A 23,409-nucleotide genomic window follows, 5' to 3' on the forward strand; every position below is an offset into this window, starting at 1 on the left:
GGCCTACTCCGGGGCGATGGAGTGGATGAGCTCCACCACGCGGGTCAGTACCGCGGGGTCGGTCTCCGGAGGAACACCGTGGCCGAGGTTCACCACGTGCCCGGGAGCCGCGGCACCTGCGGCAAGGACGTCGCACACGTGGGCTTCCAGGATTTCCCAGGGCGCGGGCAGCAGGGCGGGATCGATGTTGCCCTGCAGCGGCACCGTGCCGCCCAGGCGGCGGTTTGCCTCGTCAAGCGGAAGCCGGTAGTCGACGCCAACCACGTCCACCCCCACGTCGCGCATGGCCACAAGGAGCTCGGACGTGCCGGTGCCGAAGTGGATCAGGGGCGCGCCAAGATGCCGTACGTGGTCCAGGGCGCGCGTGGACGCCGGGGCCACGTATTTGGTGTAGTCCGCCAGGCCCAGCGAGCCGGCCCAGGAGTCGAAGAGCTGGGCAGCGGAGGCGCCGGCCTCGAGCTGCGCCTGCAGGAACATCCCGGAGGCATCCGCGGCCCAGTTGGCCAGGGCCGTCCAGGTTTCCGGGTCGGCGTGCATCAGGGTGCGCGGGCCAAGGTGGTCGCGGGAGGGCCTGCCCTCCACCATGTACGCCGCCAGGGTGAAGGGGGCTCCGGCAAATCCAATCAAAGGGGTTTTGCCGAGTTCCGCAACAGTGAGGCGTACTGCTTCGCGGATGGGTTCCAGCGCTTCCCAGGTCAGCTGCGGCAGTGCGGCTACGTCCGCGGCGGTGCGGACAGGCGTGTCCAGGACAGGTCCGACTCCCGGCACAATGTCCACGCCGACGCCGGCGAGCTTCAACGGAATGACGATGTCAGAGAAGAAGATGCCCGCGTCAACGTCGTGGCGGCGGACGGGCTGGAGCGTGATTTCCGAGGCCAGTTCCGGACGCAGGCAGGAGTCCAGCATGGCGACGCCTTCGCGCACCTTAAGGTACTCAGGCAGGGAGCGCCCCGCCTGCCGCATGAACCAGACAGGGCGGCGGGAAGGCTTGCCTCCGCGATAGGCCGTGATCAGCGGGGAATCTGCAGTGCGGCCATCCATCAGCGGGTGGTCTGCAGCGAGGGCACCGGCAGCGGACGTGGCAGGGCTGGAAGTCATGCTTTTGATTGTGCCGAAAAACAGCCCTAAAAGATAACGACAACGTGTCATCCCCGACCCCTGCGGTGGCGCCGTGGCAGGAATCACAGGCCGTGCCCGCGCCTGCAGGACCCGGGAGTTGTTCTACCGAGTAACGAAAAAGCTATGATTGTGCTGCTGTGGTTCTTTTTTCATTGGTGGCTACACACGCCGACATCGATCTTGAGACCGTTGCTCAGTTGAGCAACGGTTCCTCCGGGATCGCTACATCCGCCCTCTCCGGATCGCCGGCGGTCACGGGTGCAGTAGTCCTTGCCACCTGCAACCGCTACGAAATTTACGGCGAAGCTCCCAGCGCCGTCGATGTTGAGGCTGCGCGGGCAGCGCTTGTAGCAGAGATCAGCGAAGCCAGCGGGCTCAGTGAGCCCCTCGTCTCCCGTTCGTTCAGCACCCGCACCGGCCCGGACGTCAGCCAACACCTCTTTGCCGTCAGCGCCGGCCTCGACTCCGCCGTCGTTGGGGAACGCGAAATCGCCGGCCAAGTGCGCCGCGCACTTATAACCGCCCAGCACGAAGGTACGGCAAGCGCCGGCCTGGTCCGGCTGTTCCAGGCCGCGTCGAAGACCGCCAAAGATGTAGGCGCCCAAACCGCCCTCGGTTCACGCGGCCTTTCCATCGTTTCCGTCGCCCTGGACCTGGCTACGGACCTTTCCGAGAATCCGGACTGGTCCAGCAAGAAAGTGGTGGTCTTCGGGACCGGCGCCTACGCAGGAGCCACCATGGCGCTGCTGCGTGAGCGTGGCTGTACGGACATCTCCGTCTTCTCTTCCTCCGGCCGGGCCGAAGGATTCGTTGCCACCCGCGGAGGCACTGCCCTGGATGCGGAATCGCTCAGGCCGGCAGTGGCAGCGGCAGACGTCATGATCGGCTGCAGCGGTTCAGATACCAGGGTGGAGGCCGATGAACTGGCCGAAGTCCGCGCCAACTCCCCGCAGCCGCTGATCGCCATCGACCTTGCGCTGACCCATGACTTCGATCCCGGCGTCGGCGAACTCGACGGTGTTGAACTGCTGACCCTTGAGTCGGTCCGCCTCGCCGCGCCGCAGGAGCAGGCCGAGTCGCTGGCCCAGGCAAGCGGAATCGTCAGCGGCGCCGCCAAGGCCTTCGAGCAGGAGCGCGAGGCACGTTCCGTCGATTCAGCCATAGTCGCGCTGCGCCGGCACACCATGAACGTCCTGGACTCCGAAATGGAAAAAGTCAGGGCCCGCCACGGCTGCACCGCGGCCGCGGAGGAAGTCGAGTTCGCACTCCGCCGCATGGTGAAGCAGCTTCTCCACGTGCCCACCGTGCGTGCCCGGGAGCTTGCCGCCAACGGTCAGCAGGACGATTATGTGGCCGCCCTGGAAGCCCTGTACGGCATCACCGTGGAGCAACCTGCAGCCGCCTCCCCGCAGGCCGAGTGCCCGGTGGACCACCGCGGCCGCGAAACTGCCTGACCACGCAGTACCCGGGCAACCCTTTCTCACCCGATGTGCTCTATCCGGCAACCCTCTCTCACCCGATGTGCCCTGTCCGGCAACCCTCGCTCACCCGATGTGCCCTATCCGGCAACCCTCTCTCACCCTCCTTCGGCACAGTGAGGGAGCGTCCTTCAGCAACCAGCGTTAGCTGATAGAGGGTCTGGAAAAAGCCCGCATTAAGTGAGAGAGCGTCGCTTGGTGGGGGTCAGTAGACGGGCTTGTCGGGTTCCACCTCGCGCACCCACGCGAGGATACCGCCGTCGAGATGGCTGACCCGCTGATAGCCGGCCTTCCGCGCCGCCGCGAGCACGTTCGCCGAGCGGGTGCCGGCCTTGCAGTGAAACACGATGTCCCGGTCCTGGGGAAGTTCATTCCACGCCTCCCCGGCCAGGATCCGTCCCTGCGGGATAAGCTTTGCGCCGTCGATCCGGACGATGTCGAACTCGCCGGCTTCACGCACATCGACCAGCTCGAAATCCTTGAGGCCGGCCTTGCGGGACGCGAGCATGGTGGCCAACTGGGTTGCGGTCACGGTGTGCTCGGTGTCCGCCTGTTCCGCCGGTGCTGTGCCGCAAAAAGCGTCGTAGTCCGTCAGTTCGGTGATCGGCTCCGCGGCCGGGTCCTTGGAGACGCGGATTTCCCGCCAGCTGCCGCCCAGGGCGTCGAACAGCGCCACGCGGCCCAGCAGGGAACGTCCGACGCCGGTAATCAGCTTGACTGCCTCCGTCACCATCAGCGATCCTACGGCAGCGCACAGCATCCCGAAGACGCCTCCCTCGCCGCATGAAGGAACGGAGCCGGCAGGCGGTGCTTCCGGGTACAGGTCCCGGTACGTGGGTCCGTGCTTCTCCCAGAACACGCTGACCTGGCCGTCGAAACGGAAAATGGATCCCCAGACGTAGGGCTTCCCCAGGATGGCTGCAGCATCGTTGACCAGGTAGCGGGTGGCGAAATTATCCGCGCCGTCAAGGATGAGGTCGTATTCCGCAAACAGCTCCAGAGCGTTTGATGCCTCCAGCCGGAGGTTGTGCAGCCGGACATCAACCAGCGGATTCAGCTCCGCGATGGCGTCGCGTGCCGATTCGATCTTGGGACGGCCCACATCCGCCACACCGTGGATAACTTGGCGCTGCAGGTTGGTGAGGTCCACGGCGTCGTCGTCAACGATTCCCAGCGTTCCCACTCCCGCGGCGGCCAGGTACAGGAGCGCCGGCGACCCGAGACCACCCGCCCCGATGACGAGCACTTTCGCATTCTTGAGCCGCCGCTGTCCGAGTGCGCCGATCTCGGGAATGATGAGGTGCCGGGAGTAGCGCTCCACCTCTTCGGGAGTGAGGCCGGCTGCCGGTTCCACCAGTGGATCCAGGGAAACAGTTGAAACATTTGCGGTGAATGTCGAAGCCATACTTCAATGTATGCCCCGGGATACCGCCGGGTCATATTACCCCGCAGTAAAGTGGAGGTAACTGCAACGGAAAGAAGGACAACTGTGGTCCAAGAAGCACGGGCTGACCGCCCGTCCGCCACCGAACCGCAAACTCCCTCGCGTCCGGCAGGCCAACGGTCCGCCCGGCTTCCGCGTGATGAGCGGCGTGCCCAGCTCCTCACGGCGGCCCAGGAGGTCTTCGTGGCCAACGGCTACCACGGTGCAGCCATGGACGAGATCGCCGAGACGGCACACGTCAGCAAACCCGTCCTTTACCAGCATTTTCCGTCCAAGCGGGAGCTGTACCTGGCCCTGCTGGAAAGCCACCTCGCGTCCCTGACCGAGCTCATGCTGGGCGCCCTTAACTCCACTACAGACAACAAGCAGCGCGTCCAGGCCGTCATGCGTGCCTACTTCCAGTTCATCGCCAATGACGACCAGGCCCACCGCCTGGTTTTTGAATCGGACCTCATCAATGATCCAGATGTCAGTTCACGTTTGGAGACGTTTAACAGGACGTTCGCTGACGCCATCGCCAGGGTCATCGCGGAGGACACCAAGCTTCCCCACCTGGAGGCGCAGCTCCTGGGGCGCGGGCTGGCCGGGATGGCGCAGGTCAGCGCGAGGTACTGGCTTGAAACGGACGGCAACCTGGACCTGGATGTGGCCAGCGACCTGATCTACCGTTTAGCTTGGCGCGGAATCTCTCGCTTCCCCAAAGAGTCCTAGACTACAAATAAGACATCATCAACGAACTTTGACTGGCTGGGAGGCCCCTGTGGAAATTAAGATCGGCGTGCAGAATGTCGGCCGCGAGATTGTACTTGAGTCAGCCCAGGATGCTGAGTCGGTGGCCAAGGTTGTGGGAGAAGCCATCAACGAAGGCAGCGAGCTGCGCCTGAAGGATGACAAGGGACGCGTGATCATTGTTCCCGGCAATGCACTGGGCTACGTGGAGATCGGTGCCGAGGAAGTCCGACGCGTAGGGTTCGGCCAGTTCTAGTCCCCCTGCCGACGTACGTCCACGCATTCCGAGGAGACCCATGCTGTCGCTGACCATCGTTGTACTGGCCGCCGCAGCCGCAGGCTTCATTGTCTGGGCAAACGACAAGCGTCACGCCAAGTACGGGGCAGGCCTGCCCGCCGGAATTGCTGTAGCGACCGCGGTGTTGACCTGGATCATCCTGATGGCCGCCGGTTTCGGCTACCTGCCGGGGCTGACCTGGCTTCCCTGGGTCCTGCCCATCGTCACGGGAGCTGCGGCGGCAATAGCCGCTGCCGTTTATTGCGGCCGCACCCGTGCGCGCCGTGATACCGAGCGGCTTACGGCTATCCTCCGCGGATAGGATTCCGGCAAAGGGCCGGCGCCCATTGGGAGCGCGGGCAACATATGCATAAAGCAGTGGCCGCCGCCCCAGCCGGGGCGGCGGCCACTGCTTTATGAAATTCGGGAAACCCGGACGTCAGAGGAACTCCGCCCGGCCTTCCATGGCTGAGGACGCCAACGCGTGTTCGCGGCGGGGTATCCTGCCGGCGGCCCTGGCCAGCCTGCCGGCGATGACCGCATGCTTGAAGGCCTCCCCCATCAGGGCCGGGTTTTGCGCCCGGGTCACCGCGGTGGCCAGCAGCACGGCATCGCATCCCAGTTCCATGGCGAGGGCGGCGTCCGAGGCCGTGCCGATGCCCGCGTCCAGCACCACCGGGACGGATGCGCGGGACACGATCAGTTCGATGTTGTGCGGGTTGAGGATGCCCAGGCCGGTGCCGATGGGAGCTCCGAGCGGCATCACGGCGGTTGCTCCAAGGTTCTCGAGCCGGAGCGCCAGAACCGGGTCGTCGTTGGTGTACGCGAAGACTTTGAATCCCCGGTTGACCAGCTGCTCGGTGGCGTCCACGAGCTCAACAGCGTCCGGCAAGAGGGTGTGTTCGTCGGCGATGACCTCCAGCTTCACCCAGTCGGTTTCAAGGGCCTCACGGGCAAGTTCTGCGGTGAGGACAGCGTCCCGGGCCGTAAAGCATCCTGCGGTGTTGGGCAGCACCCGGATGCCGTGGTGCACGAGCAGCTGGAAGAGCGAGCCCGTCTCGCTGGGCGAATAGCGCCGCATGGCCACCGTGGTGAGCGAGGTGCCGGAGGCCAGGAGCGCGGCGCCCAGGCCGTCCAGGCTGGGGGCTCCGCCGGTGCCCATGATGAGCCGCGACGGCAGGTGGACGCCGTCGATCATCAGCGCATCCTGAAGGTCCGGCAGGTTGCCGGCGGTAATGGTGCGGGTTCCAGTCATGGTGGTCAGCCTCCCTGTACTGCAGTGACAAGTTCAACGTCATCGCCCTCGGCGAGCGCCGTGGTGGACCACTGGCTTCGGGGCACCACCTGGGCGTTATGTGCCACCGCCACGCCAAGCTTGCGGCCGTCTGTGGCCTGGCCGTCGGCAGCCAGGCTCCGCCCGGTCACCTCGCTGACCAGGGTGGTGATGGAGGCGCCCGAAGCCACGGTATGCCCGGTTCCATTCAAAGTGATGTTCATGCTGTCTCCTTGGTGTTGAGCCCGGTGCCTGCTTCCGTCCGGCGGACGGCGCCGCCGGAAAACCGGGCCGGGTTGAAGGGGGCCCAGCGCTGGTCCTCCGTGCCGTACAAAAGATCCCGGCAGATCGCGGCCGCGGCGGGGGCGAGCAGGACGCCGTGACGGAAGAATCCCGTGGCGATGATTAGCCCTGCCACGTAAGGGGGCTCTGCAGGGCCTTGCCGGGCCCGCCCAGGCTGTCGCCCTCCGGCACTCCCGCCGGCCGGTACCCGGCCCAAGAGCGGGGCATTGTCGGGTGTGCCCGGCCGTGCGCGGGCCGTGCATTCCATCAGTTCAAGCTCAGCGACGGCAGGCACCAGGACCTGCGCATCCCGGAGAAGCTGGTACACACCGCCTGCCGACACTGCGCCGGCCGAGGAACCGCTCTCCTGCCCCATCGCATCCTCCCGCTGGGTGGCCCCGATGACCACGGTGCCGTCCTGCCGCGGGACGATGTAGACCGGAACGCCTCGGACCAACCCCCGGACCGTGGCTGTCACCAGTGGCCGGAGGTGCGCGGGCACCGTCAGCCGCAGGATATCCCCGTGCACCGGCCGCAGCGGCAGGTGGAGGTTATCAGGAAGCCCGGCCAGTTCCGCTGCCTGCAGTCCGTTGGCCACCACAGTCTCGCTGGCCAGGACGGCCGCCCCGCCCTCCAGGTGCACCCCGGCAACGGCTCCGTCCTGCCACAGCAGGCCCGCCGCCCTGTCCAACACGGCATAACCGTCGACGGCGCCGGCCATGAAGGGTGCGCCTCGTCCGGTTCCGCCGGGGTCCGCGCTGAGAACACGGCGGAGGCACTGCAGCAGCAGCCGGGGATCCACCTGGTGGTCCGCGGGCGTATCCAGGGCACAGGCAATGGCCGGGCTCAGCAGGGCTTCGCGCCGCCGTGCTTCTCGGATGGTGAGGGGTTCAACCGCGAGCCCGTTGGCCTGCTGGACGGCGCGCAGGTCCAGCAGCGCCTGCCTGTCCGCGGCGTCGGCACCCACGGCGAGGGTCGGCGTCGCGAGGTATCCGGGGTCGGTGCCGGCAGCACGGGCGAGGTCGGCGGCGAAGCGGGGCCAGCGGGCGGAGGCGTCCAGCATGAGTTCCAGGAGGTCCTCCTCCTGGTAATGGAGCTCGCTGACGGGGGCAAGCATCCCTGCTGCAGCCCAGCTGGCGCCCGAGCCCGGGGCATCATCGATGACCACCACCGACCGGCCGGATCTCTTCGCCTCCCAGGCGATGCTGTGTCCTATGACTCCGCCGCCAATTACTGCCACATCGGCGGAGATCGTGCAGCCGGGTTGGTTAAGGTTGCGGCTCGGCATGACTGTTCCTTCCCTACGCCGGTATTAGCCGGATCAGGTCAAGCGGTCGGCTCTGACGCCCTCTCAGCCCGGCGCTTTATGACAGCCGCCGCGGCTCCCGCAGTACGAGGCAAGTCTAAAGGAACTAGGCTGGCTCCCATGAATGTGTCCCACTCCCCTGCCGCTTCCGCAGCCCCCGGCACCGACGCCTTTGTCAGCGCGGAAGGCAGCTCCAGCCTGCACGCGGCCCGCCTCTATCTCTGCACTGACGCACGACAGGACCAGGGCGATTTCGGGCAGTTCGTCAATGCTGCCTTCGAAGGCGGCGTCGACATCATCCAGCTCCGGGACAAATCCATTGAGGCAGCCGAAGAACTGGAGCTGCTGGCCGTACTAAAGGAAGCCGCCCTGCGCCACGGACGGCTGTGGGCCGTGAACGACCGGGCGGACATCGCAGTGCTGTCCGGGGCACCGGTGTTCCATATCGGCCAGAAGGACCTGCCCCTGCAGGCAGCCCGTACGCTGCTCAACGGCAATGCGGCCATCGGCCTCTCCAGCCACAGTCCGGAGCAGGTGGACGCTGCACTGGCCGCTGCCGCGGGACCGGCAGCACTGGACTACTTCTGCGTGGGACCGCTTTGGGCAACGCCTACCAAACCCGGCAGGGCCGCCGTCGGGCTTGACCTTGTGAAGTACGCCGCCGCAGCGGCTGCAGGGGTCGAAGCTGCCGGGACAGCTGCTGCGCGGGCAAAGGGCCGCGAAGGACAGCTCGACGGCGGTGTCCCCTGGTTCGCCATCGGAGGGATTGACCACGGCAACGTGGAACAGGTGGTGGAGGCCGGGGCCTCCCGCATAGTCGTGGTGCGGGCCATCACGGAAGCGGACGATCCCGCAGCCGCGGCCGGTTCCCTCTGCGCGGTGCTGGACGCCGCCCACGCCTAGTGTCCAGCTGGAAGCGAACACCCGGCCGGCCCGGGTCCATGCATTATCCGGACAATTCGGGCTAGTCTGATTTTCGTGTCACATCATCGGCTGGCTCCCAACGTCCATGAGCACACGAACGCCCTCGAGGAGGCGTTGGGTGCGCTGCGGACAGAGCTTGAGCTGCCGGGCGAATATCCTGCGGACGCCGTGCGGGACGCCGAGGCCGCTGTGTCGGCTCTGCAGCTGCCGGCCTACGACCTGACGGCGGTGGAGTTCATCACCATCGATCCTGCCTCCTCCACGGACCTGGACCAGGCGCTTTTCATCGAACGGGACGGCAGCGGCTACCGGGTGCTGTATGCCATCGCCGATGTTCCGGCATTCGTTTCACCCGGCGGGCCGCTGGACGCGGAAACCCGGCGCCGTGGCCAGACCTTCTACACCCCGGACGGCCGGATCCCCCTGCATCCGGAAGTCATCAGCGAAGGCGCCGGAAGCCTCCTGCCGGGGCAGGACTGTTCAGCGTTCGTGTGGGACTTCAGGCTGGACGATGGCGCCGAGGTCACCGTCGTCAATGTGAAGCGCGCCCGGATGCGCAGCCGCGCCAAAATGAGTTACAAGGGTGCGCAGGCGGAACTGGAGTCCGGCAACGCCTCCGCCGTGCTGCTCCTCCTTAAGGAGGTGGGGCTCAAGCGCGTGGAGCTGGAGCGCGCGCGGGACGGCGCAAGTCTGAACATGCCGGAGCAGGAGATCGTCCAGCTTCCCGACGGCGGCTACCGGATCGCCGCTGCCCCGCAGCTGCCGGTGGAGGACTGGAACGCACAGATCTCGCTGATGACCGGGATGGCCGCCGCCCAGCTCATGCTGGCCGGAAAGGTGGGGATCCTGCGCACGATGCCTGCGCCGGATGAACGTTCCCTGAACCACTTCCGGCTGCAGACGGAGGTGCTGGGCAGGCCATGGGACGGTGAGGTCAGCTATGGCGAGTACCTGCGCAGCCTTGACCCCACCGATCCCCGTCAGCTCGCGATCCTGCACTCGGCGGGGATGCTTTTCCGCGGGGCCGCCTACACCGCTTTTGACGGAACTGTCCCGGAAGATGCCGTGCAGTCGGCGATCGGCGCCGCTTATGCCCACACCACTGCGCCTCTGCGCCGCCTCGTGGACCGCTTCGTGCTGGTGGCCTGCGAGGCACTGAGCAACGGTGGAGAGGTACCGGGCTGGGTCCGCGACGCGCTTCCGTCGCTTCCCGAGATTATGGCGGGCTCGGACCAGCTGGCATCCCGTATGGAGCGGCTCGCCTTGGACACGGTGGAGGCGGCGCTGCTGGTTAACCACGTCGGGCAGGAGTTTGATGCCCTGGTGATCTCGGGGTCAAAGCCGCAAAAAGAGAACGGCAACGGTGGCAACGGCCGGAACGGCAACGGAAACAGCAACGGCAACGGTGGCTGGGGGATCATCCAGATTGCAGAACCTGCCGTCACCGCCCGTTGCGCGGGTGAACTCGAGGCCGGAACCAGGGTCCGCGTCCGCCTCATCTCCTCGGACATCGCAACCCGGAAAGTCCATTTCGAACTGGTTGCGCCCCCGGCGTGAGTCGCGGCGGCTGCTCCGCCTGCCGGCGGGCACCGGGGAAAAGCCGGGATTCCGGGCGGTTGCGGCTAGACTGAAGGGGTAGATATGGATGCCCGGTCGTTGATTTCCCTTATTTGAAACCAACAAGCCCGCCCCTACGCGATCTTGAGTACCACCCGCTGGTCACCAGTGCCAGCATTTAGATAGCCCGCGATCGGCTTCCACTGGAATTGCTTGCGCGCTCGAGCATGCTCCGGGACGGCTGCCCAGCCGCTCCGTTGAGCAGGCAGCGCCCTGGCCCAAATGAATAAGGAAACTCCCCAGTGAGTGAATTGCACACCCACCAACTTCTGACCGACGAGACCGGCACCGAGACCATTGAGCCGGAAGAAACCATTATCTCGGATGAGAAGCCCCACGAGATCGCGGAAAAATCCTTTGCGGACTATAACGTGCGCGCAGACATCGTGGAGTCCCTGGCTGACGCCGGAATCACGCACCCGTTCCCCATCCAGGCCATGACCCTGCCGGTGGCCCTGTCCGGGCACGACATCATCGGCCAGGCCAAGACGGGAACCGGCAAGACCCTGGGCTTCGGCATTCCCGCGCTCCAGCGCGTGGTGGGCCAGGACGACCCCGGCTACGAAAAACTCGCAGTCCCCGGCGCGCCGCAGGCCCTGGTAATCGTGCCCACCCGTGAACTCGCGGTGCAGGTGGCCAACGACCTGCAGACCGCCTCCCGCAAGCGCAATGCCCGAATCGCCACGATCTACGGTGGCCGGGCCTACGAGCCCCAGGTGGAGGCACTGAAGAAGGGCGTGGAGGTTGTGGTGGGCACCCCGGGCCGCCTGATCGACCTCTATAAGCAGAAGCACCTGAGCCTGAAGAACGTCAAGATCGTCATCCTCGACGAAGCGGACGAGATGCTGGACCTGGGCTTCCTGCCTGACGTTGAAACCCTGATTGCGGCGACCCCGGCAGTCCGCCAGACCCTGCTGTTCTCCGCCACAATGCCCGGCCCCGTCATCGCCATGGCACGCCGCTACATGACGCAGCCCACCCACGTCCGCGCGGCCGATCCGGAAGATGAAGGCCTGACCAAGCGCGACATCCGCCAGCTGATCTACCGCGCCCACAGCATGGACAAGATCGAGGTGGTGGCCCGCATCCTCCAGGCGAAGGGACGCGGACGCACCATCATCTTCACCAAGACCAAGCGCACCGCAGCCAAGGTTGCGGAGGAACTGGTGGACCGCGGCTTCGCTGCCGCCGCCATCCACGGCGACCTGGGCCAGGGCGCCCGCGAGCAGGCACTCCGGGCCTTCCGCAACAACAAGGTGGATGTCCTCGTTGCAACGGACGTCGCCGCGCGCGGCATTGACGTTGAGGACGTCACCCACGTCATCAACTACCAGTGCGTTGAGGACGAGAAGATTTACCTGCACCGCGTGGGCCGCACGGGCCGCGCCGGCAACAAGGGCACCGCCGTCACCTTCGTGGACTGGGACGATGTACCCCGCTGGGCGCTGATCAACAAGGCACTTGGCCTCAATGTCTCCGAGCCGGTGGAAACGTACTCCTCATCGCCTCACCTGTACGCGGACCTTGACATTCCCGAAGGCACGAAGGGCCGCCTGCCCCGTGACAAGCGCACCCTGGCGGGCGTTGACGCCGAAATGCTGGAGGACCTGGGCGAGACCGGCAAGAAGAACAGCCGCGGCGGACGTGACGCCGGCAGGTCCGCCGAGCGCGGCGGACGCGAGCGTGATGGACGCGAGCGCGCCGGACGGGACCGTAAGCGCGAAGGCAGCCGCAGCGGTGACTCCGATGCCCGCTCAGGTGAGCGCCGCCGTCGTACTTCCGAGTCCGCGGCGACCTCCACGGCAGCAGCCGGCGATGCCCCAGCCGCCGCGGACAGCGAGCAGCCCTCACGCACCCGCCGCACGCGCACCCGCACGCGCCGCCGGAACGGGGAAGTGGTTGCAGGTGCGGACGGGACCGCGCAGCCAGGCACCGAGGCTTAACCCGCTCAATGACTGACACCGTCTGGGCGCCGGACGGCAGCAGCCTGGTGGTACACGCGGACAACGCGGATTTCCTCCCTTCGCTGCCGGACGGCGCCTTCACACTGATCTACGTGGATCCTCCGTTCAACACCGGCCGGGCCCAGCGGCGCCAGCAAACCACCATGGTGGTGAACGCGGACGGCACCGGGGACCGCGTCGGGTTCAAGGGACGCTCCTACGACACCATCAAGGGCGCCCTCCACCGCTACGACGATGCCTTCAGCGATTATTGGTCCTTCCTTGAGCCGCGGCTGGTGGAGGCATGGCGGCTCCTGGCGGACAACGGCACCCTGTACCTGCACCTCGACTACCGTGAGGTGCACTATGCCAAGGTCATGCTGGATGCAATCTTTGGCCGTGAGTGCTTCCTGAACGAAATCATCTGGGCCTACGACTACGGTGCCCGGGCCAAAAACCGCTGGCCCACCAAGCACGACAACATACTGGTGTACGTCAAAAACCCCACCAAATACCACTTCGACAGTGCCGAGGTGGACCGCGAGCCGTACATGGCGCCGGGCCTGGTCACTCCGGCCAAGCGCGAGCTGGGCAAGCTGCCCACGGACGTCTGGTGGCACACCATCGTCTCCCCCACCGGCAAGGAGAAGACCGGCTACCCCACGCAGAAGCCTGAGGGCCTGGTGCGGCGGGTAGTGGCGGCCTCGAGCCGGCCCGGCGACTGGTGCCTGGATTTCTTTGCAGGTTCCGGAACCCTCGGTGCCGTGGCCGCCAAGATGGGCCGCAGGTTCGTATGCGTGGACCAGAACCAGCCCGCCATCGACATAATGGCCCAGCGGCTGGGTGCCCACGCCCGGTTCACGTCCTTCCCGCCGAACTAGCCCAGGGGCGGGGTCAGGGGCGGACGACGGCGGTCCCTGTCCCCATCTCCTCGATCCGCGCCAGCGCCTCGGGCGCGGTGAGGTTCTCCCCCAGCAGGTTGAGCTTGCCGGTCCCGTGGTAGTCCGAGGATCCGGTTACCAGCAGGTCGTGCTTAACCGCGAGCCGGCGCAGGAACGCCCTGCCCTCCTCGGGATTGTCCCGGTGGTCGATCTCCAACCCCGCCAGGCCGGCATCGATCATCTCCTGGTAGACGCGCTCCCCCACAATGCGTCCCCGCGCGGAGGCCACAGGATGGGCAAAGACCGGCACCCCGCCGGCAGCACGGACCAGTTCGACGGCGGTCGCGGGAGCGGGTGCGTAGTGCTGGATGAAGTAGCGCGAGCGTGAGGTGAGGATGGAGGCGAAGGCTTCGGAGCGGTCCTCCACCACGCCTGCGGCCACCAAGGCGTCCGCGATATGGGGCCTGCCCAGCGTTGCGCCGGGAGCCACGTGGTGGATGACGTCATCCCACGTCAGGGGGTAGTCCTCCGCCAGCAGGGTGACCATCCGCTCGGCACGGGTGTGGCGGGCGTCCTTGGCCTTAGTAATCTCCTCCAGGAGCCCCGGATGGTTTGGATCGTGGAGGTAGCTGAGCAGGTGGACGCTGATGCCCTCCTCCGTGCGGCAGGAAACCTCCATTCCCGGCACCAGGGCCACTCCTTGTTCGACAGCGGCGGCAGATGCTTCAGCCCAGCCCGCGGTGGAGTCGTGGTCGGTCAGGGCCACCACGTCCAGGCCGGCGCGGGCAGCAGAAGCCATGACGTCTGCGGGCTTCTCGGTGCCGTCCGAGACATTGGAGTGGGCATGCAGGTCGATCCTCACCTGTCCAGACTAGTTGACCTTCCGTTCACCCTGCGTATGCCCTGCCGCGCCCGGGGTACACACCCTGCGTCCGGGACAAGCGGCACCGCTGCCGGTCCACCTGTTCGCGCCGCCGCGGACCTGGTGAGACGATGGTGCCGTGAACGATGCCGAAAACACCCAAAACTCTGCTTCCCAGCCCCTGGACGAGCGCGTCAACAACCGCTCCCAGCGGCCCAGTTCCGACGCCTTCAAGGCCTTCATGGCCAGCAACTGGGCGCCCTCCCGCCAGGAACTCCCGGCCCGTGACGCCGTGGCCGATTTCGCCGCAAACCGGCGCAAGGCCATTTCCGACCAGTTCAAGGGCGAACGTTTGGTAATTCCCGCGGGGCCGCTGAAGGTCCGCTCCAACGACTGCGACTACCGCTTCCGCCCGCACTCAGGGTTCGCGCACCTTACCGGGCTCGGCCTTGACCACGAGCCGGACGCGGTGCTGGTCATGGAGCCGGTTGCGGAAGGAAAGGGCGACGACGGCGGGCACCACCGGGCCACGCTCTACTTCCGGCCCTTGGCCGGCAGGGACACAGAACAGTTCTATGCCGACGCACGCTCCGGTGAATTCTGGATCGGCGCACGCCCCACGCTTGCCGAGTTCGAGGCGCGCCTTGGCTTGGCCACGGCCCACATCGACCAGCTGGAGACGGCCATCACCAAGGATGTGGGTGCCCCGGAAATCGGTGGTATGTCCATCCGCCTGGTCCGCAAGGTGGACGAAAATATTGATGCACTGGTGGACACCGCACGCTACAACACCGCCAGGGACCCCGAGAACCTGGACCTGGGAGTCCTCGATGCCCTGGACGAGAAGCTGAGCGAAGCCCTCTCCGAGCTCCGGCTGCTCAAGGACGGCTGGGAGATCGAGCAGATGAAGCTTGCGGTGGCGGCCACTGTTGAAGGCTTCGAGGAGGTAGTGAAGGTCCTGCCCCGCGCCCTCACGCATGCACGGGGCGAGCGGGTGGTGGAAGGTGCCTTCTTCGCCAGGGCGCGCGAAGTGGGGAACGATCTCGGCTACGACACCATCGCCGCCTCGGGCAACAACGCCACGGTGCTGCACTGGACCCGCAACACCGGAAGGATCCATGCCGGCGAGCTCCTCCTGCTGGACGCCGGGGTGGAAGTCGATTCACTGTACACGGCCGACGTCACCCGCACCCTTCCCGCCAGTGGAGCGTTCAGCGACGTCCAACGCAAGGTTTATGAAGCGGTCCTGGACGCCGCCGATGCCGGATTCGCGGCCGCCCGGCCCGGTGCCAAGTTCCGCGACGTACACACCGCGGCCACTACAGTGCTGGCTGAACGGCTTGCCGCATGGGGCCTCCTGCCGGTGTCGGTCGAAGAAGCCATCAGTCCCGAGGGCCAGCAGCACCGCCGGTGGATGCCGCACGGCACCAGCCACCACCTGGGCCTGGACGTCCATGACTGCGCCCAGGCCAGGCGCGAACTCTACCTGGACGGCATCCTGACCGAAGGCATGGTGTTCACCATCGAACCCGGCCTTTACTTCAAGGACGAGGACCTTGCCATTCCGGAGGAATACCGCGGGATCGGAGTCAGGATTGAAGACGACGTCCTGATGACCGCCGACGGACCCGTCAACCTCAGCGCGGGCCTGCCCCGCACGCCCGGCGAGGTAGAGGACTGGATGGCCGGAATCTACCGGGAAGCCGAGGCAGCCAAAGACGCCTAGCCCGAAGTCCCCGCGCCGCTCTACGGCATTCGCGCGTACACAAAAGAGGCCTTCTGCAAGGGAATAAGAAGCGGGGCGGCCGGAGGAATCCTCCGGCCGCCCCGCTTTTTCTTTATTCGAGGGTGCCTGCTGCCGCTACTGCCGGCCCTCGCCGGGGCGCTGCTGGTCAGACCCGTGCTCGCCGTCCCCGCGCTGGCCTTCCGCATGCTCCTCATGCCCGCGGTACTGGTCCTGCGCCGGCTCCTGGTCCTGCGTCATGTGCTGGCCCTGCCCGCCCTGCAGCCCGCCGGCGCCGGCAGCAGGAGCCTGCGGAAGTCGGATGCCGTATTGGGGCCGGCCGTCCGGCAGGTCCGGGTAGCGGACGGAGCGAACCGGCGCAGCCGGTTGCTGCGGGACATCGTGATGGCCGGCGGGTGCGCCCTGGCCCGGGTTGTTTCCCTGGCCCGAGTTGTTTCCCTGGCCGAGGTTTTCCTGCACGGAAGAACCGGAGTGCTGGCCGTAGGGATCGTTCCACCCGGAGGGACGGGCCGGTCCTTGGCCCTGCTGGTATGGCTGGTTGTGATAGTCCCGCTGCGTGTAGGCACCGCCGCCGGCTGCTGCGTCGGACCGGGTCATCGGCAACTGCTGAAGAAGCCGCCGGGCTTCGTGGGCTGCTTCCGGCGACACCACGACGTCATAGCTGGTAGCCACCACCTGGCTCGTGGAGGTGAAGTCCCGCTTGCCCCGCTGCATCGCATAGGTGACGATGCCGAACAGCATGAAGAACGCTGCGCCCATCAGCACGGACGTAAGAATCGAGAAGTACCCCGGCGACGGCGCAAAGAAGGACAGCATGACGCCCACGAACAGGCCAAACCACATGCCGCTCAACGCTCCGGACAGCGCCACCCGCGGGTAGCTGAGGCGCCCCGTGACCCGCTCCACCATCTTCAGTTCGTTGCCCACAATGGAGACCATGTGGACCGGGAACTGCTGGTCCGCGAGATAGTCCACCGCTTTCTGGGCATCCAGGTAGGAGGTGTAGGAACCCACGGTATCGCCGGTGGGAACGGCACGGGCCTCGTCCATTCCACCGGGCCCGCCAGCCTTGGGAGCACCAAAAATGTTTGCCATACCCCCATTCTTGCCCATGAGTATGGATGCTGCCTGTAAATTCAGCTAAAAGAGAGCAGACTCGGTAGCCTGTAGGAGTGAGCACAACACCTACCCGCGTCTTCGTCGCCCGCCTCTTGGGCCTCGATGTCTTCGACCCGCTGGGCGACCGGCTGGGCCGCCTGCGCGATGTGGTTGTGCTCTCCCGGGGGACCCAGGGCCCGCCGCATGTGGTGGGCATCGTCGTCGAGGTTCCTGGGAAGAAGCGGGTGTTCGTGCCCATGACCCGGATCACCTCCATCGACCAGACCCAGATTATCTGCACCGGACTGGTCAACCTCCGCCGGTTCGAACAGCGAGGGGCCGAAACGCTGGTGGTCGCCGAAATGTTCGACCGCCGCGTCACGCTGCGGGACGGCAGCGGCGATGCCACCATCGAAGACATTGCCATGGACCAGACCCGTTCCGGTGACTGGTTCGTCAGCAAGCTCTTTGTCCGGCGCGGGCATTCCGTGTCCCCGCTGAGCCGGCTGCGCCGGAACAACGAAACCCTGATCATTGACTGGGCCGACGCCCTGCAGGGTCCGCGTACCGAACCGCAGGCAGCCACCCAGTTCGTGGCAAACCACGAGGACCTCAAGCCCGCGGACTTCGCCGAAGCGCTGCAGGAGATGAGCGACAAACGCCGCTTCGAAGTGGCGAGCGAGCTGCAGGATGAGCGCCTTGCCGACGTCCTCCAGGAGCTCCCGGAGGACGACCAGGTGGAGATCCTCTCTGCCCTGGACCTCCAGCGCGCCGCGGACGTCCTGGAGGAGATGGATCCCGATGACGCCGCTGACCTCTTGGGAGAGCTCCCCTCTGCCCAGGCCGAGGAGCTCCTGCAGCTGATGGAGCCGGAGGGCGCAGAGGACGTCCGGCGGCTGCTGGAGTATGACGAGGACACTGCGGGCGGGCTCATGACCCCTGTCCCGGTCATCCTGCCACCGGAAGCCACGGTGGCCGAAGCGCTGGCACATGTGCGCCGGGAGGAGCTCTCACCCGCCCTTGCTTCCTCAATTTTTATCGCCAGGCCGCCGCTGGAGACGCCCACCGGCAGGTTCCTGGGCGTGGTCCATATCCAGCAGCTGCTCCGGTTCCCACCGTTCGAGTCGCTGGGGAACCTGGTGGACAAGAACCTGGAGCCCCTGTCCGACCAGGCGCATATCAGCGAAGTGGCGAGGACCCTTGCCACCTATAACCTGAACTCCCTCCCCGTGGTCAATGACGCCGGCCGGCTTGTGGGGGCGGTGACTGTTGATGACGTCCTGGATCATCTGTTGCCGGATGATTGGCGCGCCCACGATGGCGAAGCCCCGATAAGAAGGCTTGGTGGCCGCATTGGCTGACAGCAGCGCCCCGAAGAACCCCCAGCAGCGCAAAGGCGGGAAGGCGGCGCAGAAAGGCAGCCTGGACACACCCCTGAGCGGACGCCAGCGGATCCTGCCGAAGCTGTCCCCCGATCCGGACGCATTCGGGCACGCCACCGAGGGTTTTGCCCGGTTCATGGGCACGCCGCAGTTCCTCCTCTACATGACGGTGTTCTGTATCTTCTGGCTGGCCTGGAACACCTGGGCCCCGCTGGAATGGCAGTTCGATTCCAAGGACCTGGGGTTTACCCTGCTGACCCTGATGCTGTCCCTGCAGGCCTCCTACGCGGCCCCGCTGCTGCTGCTCGCGCAGAACCGGCAGGACGACCGTGACCGCGTCTCGTTGCAGCAGGACCGCCAGCGCGCTGAACGCAACCTGTCCGATACCGAATACCTCACCCGCGAGCTCGCCTCGCTGAGGATCGCGTTGCGCGAGGTTGCCACGCGCGACTACGTCCGCGCCGAGCTGCGCTCGCTCCTGGAAGACATGCTGGAAGCCCAGGAGGAGCTCCGCGCCCACGAGCCTGACGGGCATGGGCAGCACGAGACCCCCAAGGACAAGGTGCGGGAAAAGCTTCGCGAGCAGCGTGACCGGCAGCGCAGTCCCCGTACGCAGCAAATTCCCCGGATCAAACCCGGCCATTCCAACCAGGACCGTTAATGAACGAACCCACCGCCGGCCCCGCGCTGGCCGATGCAGTGAATGCTGCCCTGGCCACCGTCATCGACCCCGAACTCCGCCGGCCCATCACGGAGCTGGGGATGGTGGACTCCGTCAGCATTTCCGACGACGGCTGTGTAAGCCTGGTGGTCCTGCTCACCATCGCCGGCTGCCCCCTCAGGGACACCATTACCTCCGACGCCACCAAGGCGCTGCTGGCAGTGCCGGGCGTCGCCGCCGTCGACGTTGAACTGAGGGTGATGACGCAGGAACAGCGGGACGCGCTCAAGGAGTTGCTCCGCGGCGCCGGGGGCCAGCGCGGCATCCCCTTCAACCAGCACGATTCCCTGACCAAGGTTTACGCGGTAGCCAGCGGCAAAGGCGGAGTGGGAAAGTCCTCGGTGACCGTCAACCTCGCCTGCGCGCTGGCGGCCCAGGGCCTTCGGGTGGGCATTGTGGATGCCGACGTATACGGCTTCTCAGTGCCTGCGCTGATGGGCATCACCCAGCCGCCCACCCGCGTGGACGACATGATTCTTCCCCCGGTTGCCTACGGCGTCAAAGTAATTTCCATCGGAATGTTCGTCAGCGGCAACCAGCCCGTGGCCTGGCGCGGCCCCATGCTGCACCGTGCCCTTGAACAGTTCCTCACGGACGTCTATTTCGGCGACCTGGACGCCCTCTTCCTGGACCTGCCGCCGGGCACCGGGGACATCGCGATATCCGTAGCCCAGCTGCTGCCCAAGGCCGAAATCCTCGTGGTCACCACACCGCAGGCAGCCGCCGCGGACGTCGCCGAGCGGGCCGGCGCGATCGCCACCCAGACAGGCCAGAAAGTGGCAGGCGTCATTGAGAACATGTCCTATCTTGAAATGCCCGACGGCGGCAGGATGGAACTGTTCGGAAGCGGCGGAGGGAAGGTGCTCGCCGAGCGGCTGACAGCGACAGTGGCGGCAGAAGTGCCCCTGCTGGGACAGATCCCGCTCGACATACAGCTTCGCGAAGGCGGCGACACCGGCGTCCCGATAGTCCTGGGCCAGGCCGGAACACCGGCGGCTCAGGCGCTGTCAGCCATTGCGGGGCGCCTGGCGGCGACACCTCGCGGACTTGCGGGGATGAAACTGGGGCTGCAGCCGCGCTGAGGCCGCAGTTTGTCAGCAGACGGCCGGGCAGCGGGTGTCCGGGCTATGTGGCTTCAGTGTCGAACGGCGCAGCCTCGCCCGGAGGCAATGACTGGACTGCCCGTGCCGGCCGCTGGGCGGCAGCGATCCCTGCGGCGCCGGCGGCGGCTCCTGAAACGGCGGCAACAGCAGCCGGAGCGCCTGCGCTGACAGGCTTCGACTCGTCGTCGAGCAGTGCCTCTTTGATGATGCGCCGCGGATCGTACTGGCGGGGATCGTACTTCTTCCAGTCGACATCGTCGATATCGATGCCCACTTCTTCCTTGATCTGCTCACGGGCACCGGAAGCCATGCGGCGTACTTCCTTGACCAGGTTTGCCAGCTTCTGGGTGTATTCGGGCAGCCTTTGGGGGCCGATCACCAGTACGCCAATGATCAGCAGAAGGAAGAACTCCGGGCCGTTGATTCCAAACACTTTAGGAAGATTACCCTCTCCGGGCTGCCAGTGACGATTCCCGCCCGGGGGCTGCGGAAACTGCTCGTCCTATGGGGTGAAAAAGGCCACGATGCGGTTGGCCCCGCGCTGCAGGCGGGCAGCGAGTGACTCTTCGGCTGCTTCCCTTTGGGCAGCCGGCACTCCGGCCGCCACGCCCTCCTCGGCCAGCGTCCCCAGCCGCTGGAGGATCGGAACGGCGTCGTCGGCCTGCTCGGCCGGCAGGTTCGATTCATAGGTGAAGGTGTGGCCCGGGGTCCGGTAGGTTGCCGACCAGGGCGAGGACCGCCACACGTGCAGGGGGTTGTCCTGGCTGGCTCCACCCTGCCCAGCGGCACGCTGTTCCACCACAGTTGCATAGTGGGTGCCGTCGGTGAGCCGTATCTCCACGGCGGGCCGGCCGTCACGCACCGTGGCTCTTGCTGATTCAAGGCGGAATCCCATTGCTTCCAGGTCCGGACAGGCCCAGCCCTCTGAGCGCAGCCGGTTGAGCTGTTCCCCGCTCAAGAGCCGGCCGTCGGCTGGGGTCTGGGACGAAACCTGCGACAGCGCGGCCGCATCTGCTGCGGCACCGGGCAGCGGATCTCCCGCGGCTGCGAAGGCACCCGCGGCCAGCACACCTGCTGCAGCCACGCTGCTTACCGCCGTAACTGCCAGGAAGCGGGCAGCCCTCCGGGGAGCAGCCTGACTCTGGGGGGCCGCCGGTGCCGTGGCTGCCAGCTCCTGTGTCCGGGCCAGCAGCCGGGCCGTCAGGTCAGCGCTGGCGGGCGGGATCGGGGCATCACGAAGCCGCTCCAGGTACTGGCGTTCCCGCCGCATGGCCGAAGAGCATTCGTGGCAGGACTGAAGATGGCTGCGGGTGCGCTCATGCCTGCGTCCGAACGGAAACCGGGACCTCATGCGCCGTTCAGAGGATGCCGGCGATGCGCGGCATGGACAGTTTCCGGCGGGCCTGCTGTGGACGCGGGTCACGGTGGGCAAGCTTCTCGCGCAGCATGGTGCGTCCGCGGTGGATCCTTGACCGGACGGTGCCGAGCTTTACCCCCAGCGCCTCCGCAACCTCGTCGTAGGAGAGGCCTTCAAGGTCGCACAGGACCACGGCAGCGCGGAAGTCGGGCGGGAGTTCCTCCAGAGCCGCCTGCACGTCAACATCGAGGTTGTTCAGCTCGAAGCTTTGCTCGGGCCCCGGCTCACGGCCCGGGAGACGGGACTCAGCGTCCTCGGCAAGGGCATCGAAGCGGATGCGGGTCTTGCGCCGCGCCTGGTCGAGAAAGAGGTTGGTGGTGATGCGGTGCAGCCAACCGTCGATGGTTCCAGGCTTAAAGTTTTCCAGCGAGCGGAAGACGCGGACGAACACCTCCTGGGTGAGGTCCTCGGCGTCGTACTTGTTTCCTGTCAGGCGGTAGGCAAGCCGGTAGACTTTCGCGGAGTGATTGGTGACCACTTCTTCCCAGGTGGGACGGACCCACTCGCTCTCAGGATGGTTTGCTGCAGGGACAGGTGCCACAACTGATGATGACATCGTCCACTCCCCTCGTGGAATGCTAACGCCCGGATACTGTTGACATCTCTTATTCGGCGCCGGTCACCTTGCGGATGAGCGGATAATTATCATTTCAAACTTGTCTGTGAATTTCCTGACTGCGCAAAAGTTCAGCCGTAGGCGCAACCGCCCGGCTCCGCCGCTGCTGCCGCCGGACACAGTAGGCTGTAGAGGACATCCCCTGCCGCCCAGAAAGCGAATCCCATGAGTGCCGACAAGTCCACCAGCTGGTCCTATGCAGAAGATCTGCCCGCTGAGGATGAGGTCATGCTGCGGGCCCGGGAGCGGTCCTTTGAGCTGGGAGTCACCCCGGTAGGGCCGGGGGTTGGAGCGGTCCTCACTGTGTTGGCCGCCTCGTCAAAGGCCCAGACCGCCGTCGAAGTCGGGACGGGAGCCGGAGTGTCAGGTGTGTGCCTGCTGCGGGGCCTGGGCCGCCAGTCCGTCCTTACCACCATCGACGTGGACGTCGAACACCTCAAGGCCGCCCGCGAGGCATTCGCGGAGGCAGGCAGCCCCGCCAACCGCACCCGCACCATTTCCGGCAGGGCGGGTGACGTTCTGCCGCGGCTTACAGACACCGCCTACGACCTCGTGTTCATCGACGCCGACAAGCCCGGCCTTCCCGGCTACGTGGAGCAGGCCATCCGGCTCCTCAAGCCGGCCGGGCTGCTGATCATCAACGACGCCCTGGACAAGGACAAGGTTTCCAACCCTGCGGGGCGGGAAGCCACTACCGTGGTACTGCGCCAGGTAGGCAAGGCGATCCGCGACGACGAGAGGCTGGCCTCTGCCATGCTTCCCACCGGTGACGGACTGCTGGTGGCAGTCAAGAAATAGCCGCAAAAAAGGGCAGGGTCTGCAGCATGGTGGCTGCGGACCCTGCCCGCACATTTATTCGGTGACGCCGACGAGGCATTCCTTGAGGTTGGCTGCCTCGGCCGCATTCAGCTCGACCACCAGGCGCCCGCCGCCTTCGAGCGGGACACGCATGATCAGGCTGCGGCCCTCCTTGGTGACTTCCATTGGGCCGTCGCCGGTGCGTGGTTTCATAGCCGCCATGAGGAATTCCCCTCCATTTTGTCCAGGACTGATCAGCCCGGGCGGGCTGTGTCCGCATGTCGATCAAGCCGCTATGGCTGGGTGGATGTACACCGCCAAGGCTGCGCGTATTCTGAATGCTTTTTGTCCTTGCTTACTTACCATTATCGCGGAATTACCCGTACGTAGCTAAT

The 23,409-nt window shown here is 66.1% G+C and carries 24 protein-coding genes and 1 riboswitch; of the genes, 13 read left to right on the top strand and 11 right to left on the bottom strand.

All coding sequences use genetic code 11. The features are described from left to right. Positions 1 to 3 precede the first annotated feature (3 nt). Positions 4 to 1,098: a uroporphyrinogen decarboxylase gene (gene hemE, locus FDW84_RS07305; RefSeq protein WP_138608011.1), complete on the bottom strand. Its 1,095-nt coding sequence runs from the start codon at positions 1,096 to 1,098 to the stop codon at positions 4 to 6. A 158-nt stretch (positions 1,099 to 1,256) separates the two neighbouring features. Here hemE and FDW84_RS07310 point away from each other — a divergent pair, with 158 nt between their 5' ends. Continuing rightward, the gene (locus FDW84_RS07310; RefSeq protein WP_138608013.1) at positions 1,257 to 2,573 is read left to right on the top strand and encodes a glutamyl-tRNA reductase; all 1,317 of its coding nucleotides are present in this window, start codon (positions 1,257 to 1,259) and stop codon (positions 2,571 to 2,573) included. A 229-nt stretch (positions 2,574 to 2,802) separates the two neighbouring features. Here the strand turns inward: FDW84_RS07310 and moeB are convergent, their stop codons facing one another. Further along, a complete protein-coding gene (moeB, locus tag FDW84_RS07315) occupies positions 2,803 to 4,002 on the bottom strand; it encodes a molybdopterin-synthase adenylyltransferase MoeB (RefSeq protein WP_138608015.1) in 1,200 nt (399 codons plus the stop codon). 84 nt (positions 4,003 to 4,086) lie between these two features. On the opposite strand from moeB, the gene FDW84_RS07320 reads away from it, so the two are divergent. Genes FDW84_RS07320 through FDW84_RS07330 form a run of 3 tightly spaced genes read left to right on the top strand, consistent with a single transcriptional unit; the run spans position 4,087 to position 5,369 of the window. Next, complete coding sequence (locus tag FDW84_RS07320; RefSeq protein WP_138608017.1) at positions 4,087 to 4,752, top strand: TetR/AcrR family transcriptional regulator; 666 nt, start codon at positions 4,087 to 4,089, stop codon at positions 4,750 to 4,752. 49 nt (positions 4,753 to 4,801) lie between these two features. Continuing rightward, complete coding sequence (locus FDW84_RS07325; protein ID WP_138608019.1) at positions 4,802 to 5,026, top strand: DUF3107 domain-containing protein; 225 nt, start codon at positions 4,802 to 4,804, stop codon at positions 5,024 to 5,026. Between the two features lie 40 nt (positions 5,027 to 5,066). Then, positions 5,067 to 5,369, top strand: coding sequence for a hypothetical protein (locus tag FDW84_RS07330; protein ID WP_138608021.1), 303 nt, complete (start codon positions 5,067 to 5,069; stop codon positions 5,367 to 5,369). A 117-nt stretch (positions 5,370 to 5,486) separates the two neighbouring features. Here FDW84_RS07330 and FDW84_RS07335 read toward each other — a convergent pair whose 3' ends face one another. From FDW84_RS07335 to FDW84_RS07345, 3 genes are all read right to left on the bottom strand, one after another. Further along, entirely contained in the window at positions 5,487 to 6,302 is an 816-nt protein-coding gene (locus FDW84_RS07335; RefSeq protein WP_138608023.1) for a thiazole synthase, read from the bottom strand. A 5-nt stretch (positions 6,303 to 6,307) separates the two neighbouring features. After that, a complete protein-coding gene (gene thiS / locus FDW84_RS07340) occupies positions 6,308 to 6,544 on the bottom strand; it encodes a sulfur carrier protein ThiS (RefSeq protein WP_138608025.1) in 237 nt (78 codons plus the stop codon). Next, entirely contained in the window at positions 6,541 to 7,890 is a 1,350-nt protein-coding gene (locus tag FDW84_RS07345) for an FAD-dependent oxidoreductase (RefSeq protein WP_138608027.1), read from the bottom strand. Before FDW84_RS07345 ends, thiS begins: the two co-directional genes overlap by 4 nt. Continuing rightward, a riboswitch (TPP riboswitch) is annotated at positions 7,883 to 8,001 on the bottom strand. (Overlaps the previous gene by 8 nt.) 27 nt (positions 8,002 to 8,028) lie before the next feature. Here FDW84_RS07345 and thiE point away from each other — a divergent pair. The 4 genes from thiE (at position 8,029) to FDW84_RS07365 (ending at position 13,273) form a co-directional block, all read left to right on the top strand. Continuing rightward, positions 8,029 to 8,811 carry a thiamine phosphate synthase gene (thiE, locus tag FDW84_RS07350; RefSeq protein ID WP_171046699.1) on the top strand — a complete coding sequence of 261 codons (783 nt, stop codon included), beginning with the start codon at positions 8,029 to 8,031 and terminating at the stop codon, positions 8,809 to 8,811. 75 nt (positions 8,812 to 8,886) lie between these two features. Then, the gene (locus FDW84_RS07355) at positions 8,887 to 10,389 is read left to right on the top strand and encodes an RNB domain-containing ribonuclease (RefSeq protein ID WP_138608029.1); all 1,503 of its coding nucleotides are present in this window, start codon (positions 8,887 to 8,889) and stop codon (positions 10,387 to 10,389) included. Between the two features lie 302 nt (positions 10,390 to 10,691). Next, positions 10,692 to 12,392 carry a DEAD/DEAH box helicase gene (locus tag FDW84_RS07360; protein ID WP_138608031.1) on the top strand — a complete coding sequence of 567 codons (1,701 nt, stop codon included), beginning with the start codon at positions 10,692 to 10,694 and terminating at the stop codon, positions 12,390 to 12,392. 8 nt (positions 12,393 to 12,400) lie between these two features. After that, positions 12,401 to 13,273 carry a DNA-methyltransferase gene (locus tag FDW84_RS07365; protein WP_138608033.1) on the top strand — a complete coding sequence of 291 codons (873 nt, stop codon included), beginning with the start codon at positions 12,401 to 12,403 and terminating at the stop codon, positions 13,271 to 13,273. A 13-nt stretch (positions 13,274 to 13,286) separates the two neighbouring features. Here the strand turns inward: FDW84_RS07365 and FDW84_RS07370 are convergent, their stop codons facing one another. After that, positions 13,287 to 14,135, bottom strand: a complete 849-nt coding sequence (locus tag FDW84_RS07370; RefSeq protein ID WP_138608035.1) for a PHP domain-containing protein — start codon at positions 14,133 to 14,135, stop codon at positions 13,287 to 13,289. A gap of 139 nt (positions 14,136 to 14,274) precedes the next feature. Here FDW84_RS07370 and FDW84_RS07375 point away from each other — a divergent pair, with 139 nt between their 5' ends. Further along, positions 14,275 to 15,861, top strand: a complete 1,587-nt coding sequence (locus FDW84_RS07375) for an aminopeptidase P family protein (RefSeq protein ID WP_138608037.1) — start codon at positions 14,275 to 14,277, stop codon at positions 15,859 to 15,861. Between the two features lie 135 nt (positions 15,862 to 15,996). Here FDW84_RS07375 and FDW84_RS07380 read toward each other — a convergent pair whose 3' ends face one another. Then, positions 15,997 to 16,974 (bottom strand): YflT domain-containing protein, encoded by a 978-nt coding sequence (locus tag FDW84_RS07380; protein ID WP_138608039.1) that lies wholly within the window; start codon positions 16,972 to 16,974, stop codon positions 15,997 to 15,999. A 77-nt stretch (positions 16,975 to 17,051) separates the two neighbouring features. Between FDW84_RS07380 and FDW84_RS07385 the strand changes: the two genes are divergently transcribed. The 3 genes from FDW84_RS07385 to FDW84_RS07395 are packed head-to-tail and all read left to right on the top strand — an operon-like array spanning position 17,052 to position 20,162. Next, positions 17,052 to 18,338 carry a magnesium transporter MgtE N-terminal domain-containing protein gene (locus FDW84_RS07385; RefSeq protein ID WP_138608041.1) on the top strand — a complete coding sequence of 429 codons (1,287 nt, stop codon included), beginning with the start codon at positions 17,052 to 17,054 and terminating at the stop codon, positions 18,336 to 18,338. Next, complete coding sequence (locus FDW84_RS07390) at positions 18,322 to 19,020, top strand: DUF1003 domain-containing protein (RefSeq protein WP_171046700.1); 699 nt, start codon at positions 18,322 to 18,324, stop codon at positions 19,018 to 19,020. The genes FDW84_RS07385 and FDW84_RS07390 overlap by 17 nt, the downstream gene beginning before the upstream one ends. Continuing rightward, positions 19,020 to 20,162 (top strand): Mrp/NBP35 family ATP-binding protein, encoded by a 1,143-nt coding sequence (locus tag FDW84_RS07395; RefSeq protein WP_138608044.1) that lies wholly within the window; start codon positions 19,020 to 19,022, stop codon positions 20,160 to 20,162. The genes FDW84_RS07390 and FDW84_RS07395 overlap by 1 nt, the downstream gene beginning before the upstream one ends. 43 nt (positions 20,163 to 20,205) lie before the next feature. Here FDW84_RS07395 and FDW84_RS07400 read toward each other — a convergent pair whose 3' ends face one another. The 3 genes from FDW84_RS07400 to sigE form a co-directional block, all read right to left on the bottom strand. Continuing rightward, a complete protein-coding gene (locus tag FDW84_RS07400) occupies positions 20,206 to 20,616 on the bottom strand; it encodes a twin-arginine translocase TatA/TatE family subunit (protein ID WP_138608048.1) in 411 nt (136 codons plus the stop codon). A gap of 69 nt (positions 20,617 to 20,685) precedes the next feature. Further along, a complete protein-coding gene (locus FDW84_RS07405; protein WP_240721425.1) occupies positions 20,686 to 21,534 on the bottom strand; it encodes an anti-sigma factor in 849 nt (282 codons plus the stop codon). Between the two features lie 7 nt (positions 21,535 to 21,541). Continuing rightward, positions 21,542 to 22,156 (bottom strand): RNA polymerase sigma factor SigE, encoded by a 615-nt coding sequence (gene sigE / locus FDW84_RS07410; RefSeq protein WP_138608052.1) that lies wholly within the window; start codon positions 22,154 to 22,156, stop codon positions 21,542 to 21,544. Positions 22,157 to 22,381: 225 nt separating this feature from the next. On the opposite strand from sigE, the gene FDW84_RS07415 reads away from it, so the two are divergent. Beyond that, positions 22,382 to 23,014, top strand: a complete 633-nt coding sequence (locus FDW84_RS07415) for an O-methyltransferase (protein WP_138608054.1) — start codon at positions 22,382 to 22,384, stop codon at positions 23,012 to 23,014. A 54-nt stretch (positions 23,015 to 23,068) separates the two neighbouring features. On the opposite strand, the gene FDW84_RS07420 is transcribed toward FDW84_RS07415, so the two are convergent. After that, positions 23,069 to 23,236: a DUF3117 domain-containing protein gene (locus FDW84_RS07420; protein ID WP_009357720.1), complete on the bottom strand. Its 168-nt coding sequence runs from the start codon at positions 23,234 to 23,236 to the stop codon at positions 23,069 to 23,071. Positions 23,237 to 23,409 lie beyond the last annotated feature (173 nt).

Origin of the sequence: Pseudarthrobacter sp. NamE5 (assembly GCF_005796225.1) — a bacterium.
Lineage (GTDB): Bacteria > Actinomycetota > Actinomycetes > Actinomycetales > Micrococcaceae > Arthrobacter.

Bases quoted from the DNA above. Each gene is read 5' to 3' on its own strand.
- hemE (WP_138608011.1), bottom strand. From the start codon at position 1,098: ATGACTTCCAGCCCTGCCACGTCCGCTGCCGGTGCCCTCGCTGCAGAC.
- moeB (WP_138608015.1), bottom strand. From the start codon at position 4,002: ATGGCTTCGACATTCACCGCAAATGTTTCAACTGTTTCCCTGGATCCA.
- FDW84_RS07330 (WP_138608021.1), top strand. From the start codon at position 5,067: ATGCTGTCGCTGACCATCGTTGTACTGGCCGCCGCAGCCGCAGGCTTC.
- FDW84_RS07335 (WP_138608023.1), bottom strand. From the start codon at position 6,302: ATGACTGGAACCCGCACCATTACCGCCGGCAACCTGCCGGACCTTCAG.
- thiS (WP_138608025.1), bottom strand. From the start codon at position 6,544: ATGAACATCACTTTGAATGGAACCGGGCATACCGTGGCTTCGGGCGCC.
- FDW84_RS07345 (WP_138608027.1), bottom strand. From the start codon at position 7,890: ATGCCGAGCCGCAACCTTAACCAACCCGGCTGCACGATCTCCGCCGAT.
- thiE (WP_171046699.1), top strand. From the start codon at position 8,029: ATGAATGTGTCCCACTCCCCTGCCGCTTCCGCAGCCCCCGGCACCGAC.
- FDW84_RS07365 (WP_138608033.1), top strand. From the start codon at position 12,401: ATGACTGACACCGTCTGGGCGCCGGACGGCAGCAGCCTGGTGGTACAC.
- FDW84_RS07380 (WP_138608039.1), bottom strand. From the start codon at position 16,974: ATGGCAAACATTTTTGGTGCTCCCAAGGCTGGCGGGCCCGGTGGAATG.
- FDW84_RS07395 (WP_138608044.1), top strand. From the start codon at position 19,020: ATGAACGAACCCACCGCCGGCCCCGCGCTGGCCGATGCAGTGAATGCT.
- FDW84_RS07405 (WP_240721425.1), bottom strand. From the start codon at position 21,534: ATGAGGTCCCGGTTTCCGTTCGGACGCAGGCATGAGCGCACCCGCAGC.
- sigE (WP_138608052.1), bottom strand. From the start codon at position 22,156: ATGTCATCATCAGTTGTGGCACCTGTCCCTGCAGCAAACCATCCTGAG.
- FDW84_RS07415 (WP_138608054.1), top strand. From the start codon at position 22,382: ATGAGTGCCGACAAGTCCACCAGCTGGTCCTATGCAGAAGATCTGCCC.
- FDW84_RS07420 (WP_009357720.1), bottom strand. From the start codon at position 23,236: ATGGCGGCTATGAAACCACGCACCGGCGACGGCCCAATGGAAGTCACC.